This window comes from Streptomyces hainanensis (genome assembly GCF_004348415.1).
GTDB lineage: Bacteria > Actinomycetota > Actinomycetes > Streptomycetales > Streptomycetaceae > Streptomyces > Streptomyces hainanensis.
In genome coordinates, this window is the sequence record NZ_SMKI01000028.1 from 21,515 (window position 1) to 28,584 (window position 7,070).

Sequence of the window (7,070 nt, forward strand, 5' to 3'; positions counted from 1 at the left end):
GAGCAGGGGGGGATCGACCGGCAGGTCGCGCGGTGGCGAGAGGGGCGTCTGTCAGCCTTCTCGCCCGGGGTTCGCGGGTGCCCTTCGGTATTCTGGGAAGCACCCCGTCGCCCTCCCGGCGCCGGGGTCGGCGGGCCCACGGGGGTCCTCTTCGGCCTGCCCGCGACATGTCTTCCGTCCAGCGATCCGACCGCTCTCGCGCCGTGGTGCGCGGAAGCGTGGTTTGCCGTGCCTGAAAAGAGAGTAATGTGACGACTTTCGGCACTCACGCCGTCCCCGAGGGTTCCGGCGCCGAGCGGAACGGCCATGCCGGGCCGCTCGCGTACGACGCCACCGCGATCACCGTCCTGGACGGGCTCGACGCCGTGCGCAGGCGGCCCGGCATGTACATCGGCTCCACGGGCGAGCGGGGGCTGCACCATCTGGTGCAGGAGCTCGTGGACAACTCCGTCGACGAGGTGCTGGCCGGGGTGGCCGACCGGATCGACGTGACGATCCTGGCCGACGGCGGCGTACGGGTGGTCGACAACGGGCGCGGCATCCCGGTGGGCACGCATCCGGTGGAGGGGAAGCCGGCCGTGGAGGTCGTGCTGACGGTGCTGCACGCGGGCGGCAAGTTCGGGGGCGGCGGGTACGCGGTATCCGGCGGTCTGCACGGGGTGGGCCTGTCGGTGGTCAACGCGCTCTCGACCAGGCTGTCGGTGGAGATCCGGGCCGACGGCCACCGGTGGACCCAGGAGTACCGGGACGGCGCGCCGACCGCGCCGCTGGCCCGTCACGAGGCCACCCCGAGGACGGGCACGTCGCTGACGTTCTGGGCGGACGGCGGCATCTTCGAGACCACCGAGTACTCCTTCGAGACGCTGGCCCGACGGTTCCAGGAGATGGCCTTCCTCAACCGGGGGCTGACCCTGACCCTCACCGACGAGCGCGAGTCGGCCCGCGCGACGGCGGGGGCCGACGAAGCCGGTCCCGACACCGCTGAGGGGCAGGCGGCGAAGACGGTCTCCCACCGCTACGACGGCGGTATCACCGACTTCGTCGCCCACCTCACCGCCCGCAAGGGGGAGCCGGTCCACCCCTCCGTCGTCTCCATCGCCGCCGAGGACACCGGGCGGCTGCTGTCGGTGGAGGTCGCGCTGCAGTGGAACAGCCAGTTCGCCGACAGCGTCCACTCCTACGCCAACGCCATCCACACCCACGAGGGCGGCACCCACGAGGAGGGCTTCCGCACGGCGCTGACCACGGTCGTCAACCGGTACGCGCGGGAGAAGAGGCTGCTGCGCGAGAAGGACGACAACCTCACGGGCGAGGACATCCGCGAGGGCCTGACCGCGATCATCTCGGTCAAGCTGGGCGAGCCGCAGTTCGAGGGGCAGACCAAGACCAAGCTGGGCAACAGCGAGGCCAGGACGTTCGTGCAGAAGGTCGTGCACGAGCACCTGACCCACTGGTTCGACAGCAACCCCCACGAGGCGGCCGACATCGTCCGCAAGGCGAACCAGGCGGCCACCGCCCGGCTGGCGGCCCGCAAGGCACGGGACCTGACCCGCCGCAAGGGCCTGCTGGAGTCGGCCGCCCTGCCCGGCAAACTGTCCGACTGCCAGTCCAGCGATCCGGCGAGGAGCGAGATCTTCATCGTCGAGGGCGACTCCGCCGGCGGCTCGGCCAAGTCCGGCCGCAACCCGCGGTACCAGGCGATCCTTCCCATCCGCGGCAAGATCCTCAACGTCGAGAAGGCCCGCATCGACAGGATCCTGCACAACCAGGAGGTCCAGTCGATGATCTCCGCGTTCGGCACGGGCGTGCACGAGGACTTCGACATCGAGAAGCTCCGGTACCACAAGATCATTCTGATGGCGGACGCCGACGTCGACGGCCAGCACATCAACACGCTGCTGCTCACCTTCCTGTTCCGCTTCATGCGGCCGCTGATCGAGCACGGGCACGTCTACCTCTCCCGCCCGCCGCTCTACAAGATCAGGTGGAGCCGGGAGCACGTGGAGTACGCCTACTCCGACCGGGAACGGGACGTGCTCCTGGAACGGGGCCGGCGGGGCGGCCGCCGGGTGCGGGACGACTCGATCCAGCGGTTCAAGGGCCTGGGCGAGATGAACGCCGAGGAACTGCGCACCACGACCATGGACCAGGAGCACCGCGTCCTGGGCCAGGTCACCCTCGACGACGCGGCCGTCGCCGACGCCCTCTTCTCCGTCCTGATGGGCGAGGACGTCGAGGCCCGGCGCTCCTTCATCCAGCGCAACGCCAAGGACGTGCGCTTCCTCGACATCTGAGCCACCTCTGAGTCACCGCCGCGTTCGCACCCCGGGGGGGGCGTGGGGTCGCGGGCACGCTCACGCGGCCAGTCGCGCCGGCTCCCGGGGCTCGGGGGCCGCGGCGGCCCACAGGCGGCGGCCGAGGAGGAGCCACAGGAGCCAGAGCGCGGTGGCCAGGCCGGCCAGGCCGATCGCGGTGCCGGTGACGAGTTCCGGGAGCGGGGTGGGTTCGAGCGTGGCCTTCTCGACCCAGTAGGGGCCGCCCCACGTCCAGTCCATCGGAGCGCCCTCGATCAGGTGGACCCAGGCGGTCCAGCCGACGACACGGCAGGCGCCGTAGACGAAGTAGGCGCGGTACAGGGCCAGCAGGACGCGGTCGGAGAGGCGCAGGCGGCGGCGGAACCAGCCCCAGGCGGGGTCGGACGGGACGACCTCCTCGAAGAAGTAGCGGGCGCGCAGGGCCCGGAAGCCGAGGAGGGCCAGGGTGAGCCAGAACAGGTCCCAGACCAGGCCGAGGCTGCCGTAGTAGGCGGCGGCGTCGCCGTAGCGCCCGGCCTGGGCCGCGTAGGCCCACATGCCGGTGCTGTACTGCTGGGTGGTGAAGGGGAAGAACAGCATCGTGCCGACGCTGTCGAAGATGTCGGTGAGCACGTGCGCCGCCGTGCCGACGGCGAGGCCGAGGGCCCATTCGCGGCTCCGGAAGATCCACAGCACCAGCAGGCCGAGGACGGCGGCGAACAGCAGCGAGTGGGTGAAGCCGGCGCCCGGCCAGCCCCTGTGGTACTCCCAGGGGTTCTCCGGCCTGATCACCAGATTGCCCAACTCGATGCCGTAGACCGGCAGTTTGGTGAGCATGTCGGGGGCGAGGCAGCCGGTGAGGATGGCCAGGAAGGACACCCTGGTCCTGATGTGCTTGTGGAGCAGGTAGGACTCCAGCTCGTGCGCCGCCCAGCTCATGACGGGTCGCTCCGGCGGTCGGCGAGGTGGCCGGCGGTGGCCACGCACAGGACGCAGATCGCCGGGCCGACCAGCCAGTTGAGGACGGGCGTGGTGAACAGGGCCCCGCCGACCACCAGGACCAGCGCGGCCACGGCGTAGCCGATCGCCTCGGGCGGGCCGGTGCGGTGCGGCGGTTCGGCCGGTCGTGGCGGAGCCGGCGATGCCGGCGATGCCGGTGGCTCCGGCAGTGCGAACAGCTGTTCTGGCATAGGGCGCAGCATACCAAGTATGTACTGAGTATCTACCGGGTATGTATGGCGGCAGGCCGCCGGTCTGGGAGGATCGGAGCCGTGAGTGACGAGGTTGCGGCGGGGTTTGTCCGAGTTCGACTCGATCTTTCGTACAACGGGCACGACTTCTCCGGCTGGGCACGGCAGGCCGGCCTGCGCACCGTCCAGGGCGAGCTGGAGGAGGCGCTGCGGATCGTGACCCGGTCGCCGCGCCGGTTCGAACTGACCGTCGCGGGGCGCACGGACGCCGGGGTGCACGCGCGCGGGCAGGTGGCGCACGTGGACCTGCCGGAGGCCGTCTGGCTCGAGCAGCGGGACCGGCTGGTGCGGCGGCTGGCGGGGCGGCTGCCGAGCGATGTCCGGGTGTGGCGCGCGGCCGAGGCGCCGCCGCACTTCAACGCGCGGTTCTCGGCGATCTGGCGGCGCTACGCGTACCGGGTCGGCGACCACCCGGGCGGCGTCGACCCGCTCCAGTACGCCTCGGTGCTCTGGCACAACTGGCCGCTCGACGTGGCGGCGATGAACGAGGCGTCGGAACGGCTGCTCGGCGAACACGACTTCGCGGCCTACTGCAAGAAGCGCGAGGGCGCCACGACGATCCGCACGCTGCGCGCGCTCCGCTGGGAGCGGCGGCCCGACGGCGTGGTCGAGGGCACGGTCGAGGCCGACGCGTTCTGCCACAACATGGTGCGCTCACTCGTCGGCGCCCTGCTGTTCGTCGGGGACGGGCACCGGCCGGCCGACTGGCCGGGCAAGGTGCTGGCCGGCCGGGTGCGGGACTCGGCGGTGCACGTCGTGCGGCCGCACGGGCTGACCCTGGAGCAGGTGGCCTACCCGCGCGACGACCAACTGGAGGCGCGCAACCGGGAGGCGCGGAACGTGCGTTCGCTGCCGAGCGGCGCCGCAGGCACCTGAGGCACCTGAGGCGCCGCCCGGCAGCGAACCCGGGGGTTACCCGTTGTTGCGGTCCTCGACGATCGCCGAGGCGGACGCGGACGCCTGGGCCTCACCGCGCTGGATGATCCGCGAGAAGGCGTGGTCGTTGCCGTCCCGCGCGGCCTGCTGGGCCGGCGTGCCGTCGCCGCTGTCCGGGGAGCCGTCGCTGTTGCCGGCGATCGTGAAGTAGGCGTAGCGCCCCACCTGGTTGTTGGTGGTGCGGCAGCCGCCGCGCTGGCAGAAGGAGGGGGCGTCGCCGCCGACCAGGGCCTGGAGGTTGCCGGCCGCGCTCTCCCGGGCGGCGGCCGCGTCCTCCTCGGTCGGGAACTGCGCGACGCCGACGGTGACGGCCACGCCGTCCGCCGTGTAGGTGGCCCGCAGCAGGGACGCGCAGCCGTGCTCGGTCAGCACCGCGGCCAGCTCGTCGGAGACGGCGCCGGCGCAGCCCTCGGTGGCGTCGGAGGCGACCTGCGCGTACGAGCGGCCCTCTATCTCCATGGCGCCGCCGAAGAAGGAATCGGCCTCGAAGGGCGCGATGTCCTTGTCGGCGTCGGAGATGAACTCCCGGGGCTGGGGGAGCGGCGGCAGGGTCGTCTCGTCGAACGACGCGTCGTCGCTCGCGGTGCCCGTCGGCTCGTCCGGCAGCTCGGTGTTCTGGCCGTCGGACGCGGAGGAGCCGCCGTCCCCGCCCTGGTTGACGATGGCCAGCGCCACCACCGTGCCCACCGCCGCCGCGGCCAGCGCGCTGCCGACGACGACCCACCCGCGTTTACGGGAGCGGTTCCGCTCCGCGTCGGCGGCGAGCGCGCTCCAGTCCGGCGTGTTCGAACCCCCGGGAACCCACTGGGGTCCCCCCTGCCCGTAACTCATGGGCGGCAGTTTACGGGGGGAGCGGCGGATCCGGTCAGCTGATGTTCTGGTATCCGGCACGAAGGGGATCCGGGGCGAAAACCGGTGGGGTGTCGGCGGCCGGGCGCGGCAGACTGCCCTCATGGGACATGTCGAGGTCGCGCACCTGGAGTACCGGCTACCGGACGGGCGGGTGCTGCTCGACGACGCGTCGTTCCGGGTGGGCGAGGGCGAGGCCGCCGCGCTGGTCGGGGCCAACGGCGCCGGCAAGACGACGCTGCTGAGGCTCGTCGCCGGGGAGCTGCGGCCGGCCGGCGGCACCGTCACCGTCAGCGGCGGGCTCGGCGTGATGCCGCAGTTCGTCGGCTCGGTGCGGGACGACCGCACCGTCCGCGACCTGCTGGTGTCCGTCGCGCCCCCCGAGCTGCGGCGGATCGCGACCGCCGTGGACGAGGCCGAGCTGGCCGTGATGGAGCGGGACGACGAGGCGGCGCAGCTCGCCTACGCGCAGGCCCTCGCCGACTGGGCCGAGGCCCGCGGCTACGAGGCCGAGACCGTCTGGGACATGTGCACGGTGGCCGCGCTCGGCACGCCGTACGAGAAGGCCCAGTGGCGGCGGGTGCGCACCCTCTCGGGCGGCGAACAGAAGCGGCTGGTCCTGGAGGCGCTGCTGCGCGGCGGCGACGAGGTGCTGCTGCTCGACGAGCCGGACAACTACCTCGACGTGCCCGGCAAGCGGTGGCTCGAGGAGCGGCTGCTGGAGACCAGGAAGACGGTGCTGTTCGTCTCCCACGACCGCGAGCTGCTGGCCCGCGCCGCGCGCAAGATCGTCAGCGTCGAGCCGGGCGTCGAGAACTCGGACGTCTGGACGCACGGCGGCGGCTTCGGCACCTACCACGAGGCGCGGGAACGGCGGTTCGAGCGGTTCGAGGAGCTGCTGCGGCGCTGGGAGGAGAAGCGGGCCCAGCTGAAGCGGCTGGTGCTCGACATGCGGCAGTACGCGGCGAACAGCGACGTGATGGCGTCCCGCTACAAGGCCGCGCAGACCAGGCTGCGGAAGTTCGAGGAGGCGGGCCCGCCACAGCGGCCGCCGCGCCGGCAGGACATCAGGATGCGGCTGCGCGGCGGCCGTACCGGGCTGCGCGCGGTGACCTGCGAGCGTCTGGAGCTGACCGGCCTGATGCGCCCCTTCGACCTGGAGGTCTTCTACGGGGAGCGGGTCGCGGTGCTCGGCTCGAACGGCTCGGGCAAGTCGCACTTCCTGCGGCTGCTCGCCGGCGACGGCGACGTGGCGCACACCGGCGCCTGGAAGCTGGGCGCCCGCGTGGTGCCCGGGCACTTCGCCCAGACCCACGCCCACCCCGAGCTGCTCGGCAGGACGCTGCTCGACATCCTGTGGACCGAGCACGCGAAGGACCGGGGCGCCGCCACCTCGGCGCTGCGCCGCTACGAGCTCGACCGGCAGGCCGAGCAGCCCTTCGACCGGCTCTCCGGTGGGCAGCAGGCCCGCTTCCAGATCCTGCTGCTGGAGCTCGACGGCTCCACCGCGCTGCTGCTGGACGAGCCGACGGACAACCTGGACCTGGAGAGCGCGGAGGCGCTGCAGGACGGGCTCGAGGCGTTCGAGGGCACGGTGCTCGCGGTGACGCACGACCGCTGGTTCGCGCGCTCCTTCGACCGGTTCCTGGTGTTCGGCGAGGACGGCGTGGTGCGCGAGACGTCCGAGCCCGTCTGGGACGAGCGGCGGGTCGCGCGGGAGCGTGGCTGAGGGGGCTGGGCC

At 72.4% G+C, this 7,070-nt stretch carries 6 protein-coding genes; 3 read left to right on the forward strand and 3 right to left on the reverse strand.

Features of this window, described 5'->3' with window-relative positions:
• The first annotated feature begins 248 nt into the window (after nt 1-248).
• Complete coding sequence (gene gyrB, locus E1283_RS04525; protein WP_132816546.1) at nt 249-2,294, forward strand: DNA topoisomerase (ATP-hydrolyzing) subunit B; 2,046 nt, start codon at nt 249-251, stop codon at nt 2,292-2,294.
• 60 nt (nt 2,295-2,354) lie between these two features.
• On the opposite strand, the gene E1283_RS04530 is transcribed toward gyrB, so the two are convergent.
• Together E1283_RS04530 and E1283_RS04535 are read right to left on the reverse strand one after the other, a co-directional pair.
• Entirely contained in the window at nt 2,355-3,233 is an 879-nt protein-coding gene (locus E1283_RS04530) for a metal-dependent hydrolase (protein WP_132816547.1), read from the reverse strand.
• On the reverse strand, nt 3,230-3,484 hold the full coding sequence (locus E1283_RS04535) for a hypothetical protein (RefSeq protein WP_132816548.1): 255 nt from the start codon (nt 3,482-3,484) through the stop codon (nt 3,230-3,232). Before E1283_RS04535 ends, E1283_RS04530 begins: the two co-directional genes overlap by 4 nt.
• 81 nt (nt 3,485-3,565) lie before the next feature.
• Between E1283_RS04535 and truA the strand changes: the two genes are divergently transcribed.
• Nucleotides 3,566-4,420: a tRNA pseudouridine(38-40) synthase TruA gene (truA, locus tag E1283_RS04540; protein ID WP_132816549.1), complete on the forward strand. Its 855-nt coding sequence runs from the start codon at nt 3,566-3,568 to the stop codon at nt 4,418-4,420.
• 36 nt (nt 4,421-4,456) lie between these two features.
• Here the strand turns inward: truA and E1283_RS04545 are convergent, their stop codons facing one another.
• Nucleotides 4,457-5,311 (reverse strand): hypothetical protein, encoded by an 855-nt coding sequence (locus E1283_RS04545; RefSeq protein ID WP_132816550.1) that lies wholly within the window; start codon nt 5,309-5,311, stop codon nt 4,457-4,459.
• Nucleotides 5,312-5,432: 121 nt separating this feature from the next.
• Between E1283_RS04545 and E1283_RS04550 the strand changes: the two genes are divergently transcribed.
• A complete protein-coding gene (locus E1283_RS04550) occupies nt 5,433-7,058 on the forward strand; it encodes an ABC-F family ATP-binding cassette domain-containing protein (RefSeq protein ID WP_132816551.1) in 1,626 nt (541 codons plus the stop codon).
• The last annotated feature ends 12 nt before the right edge of the window (nt 7,059-7,070 follow it).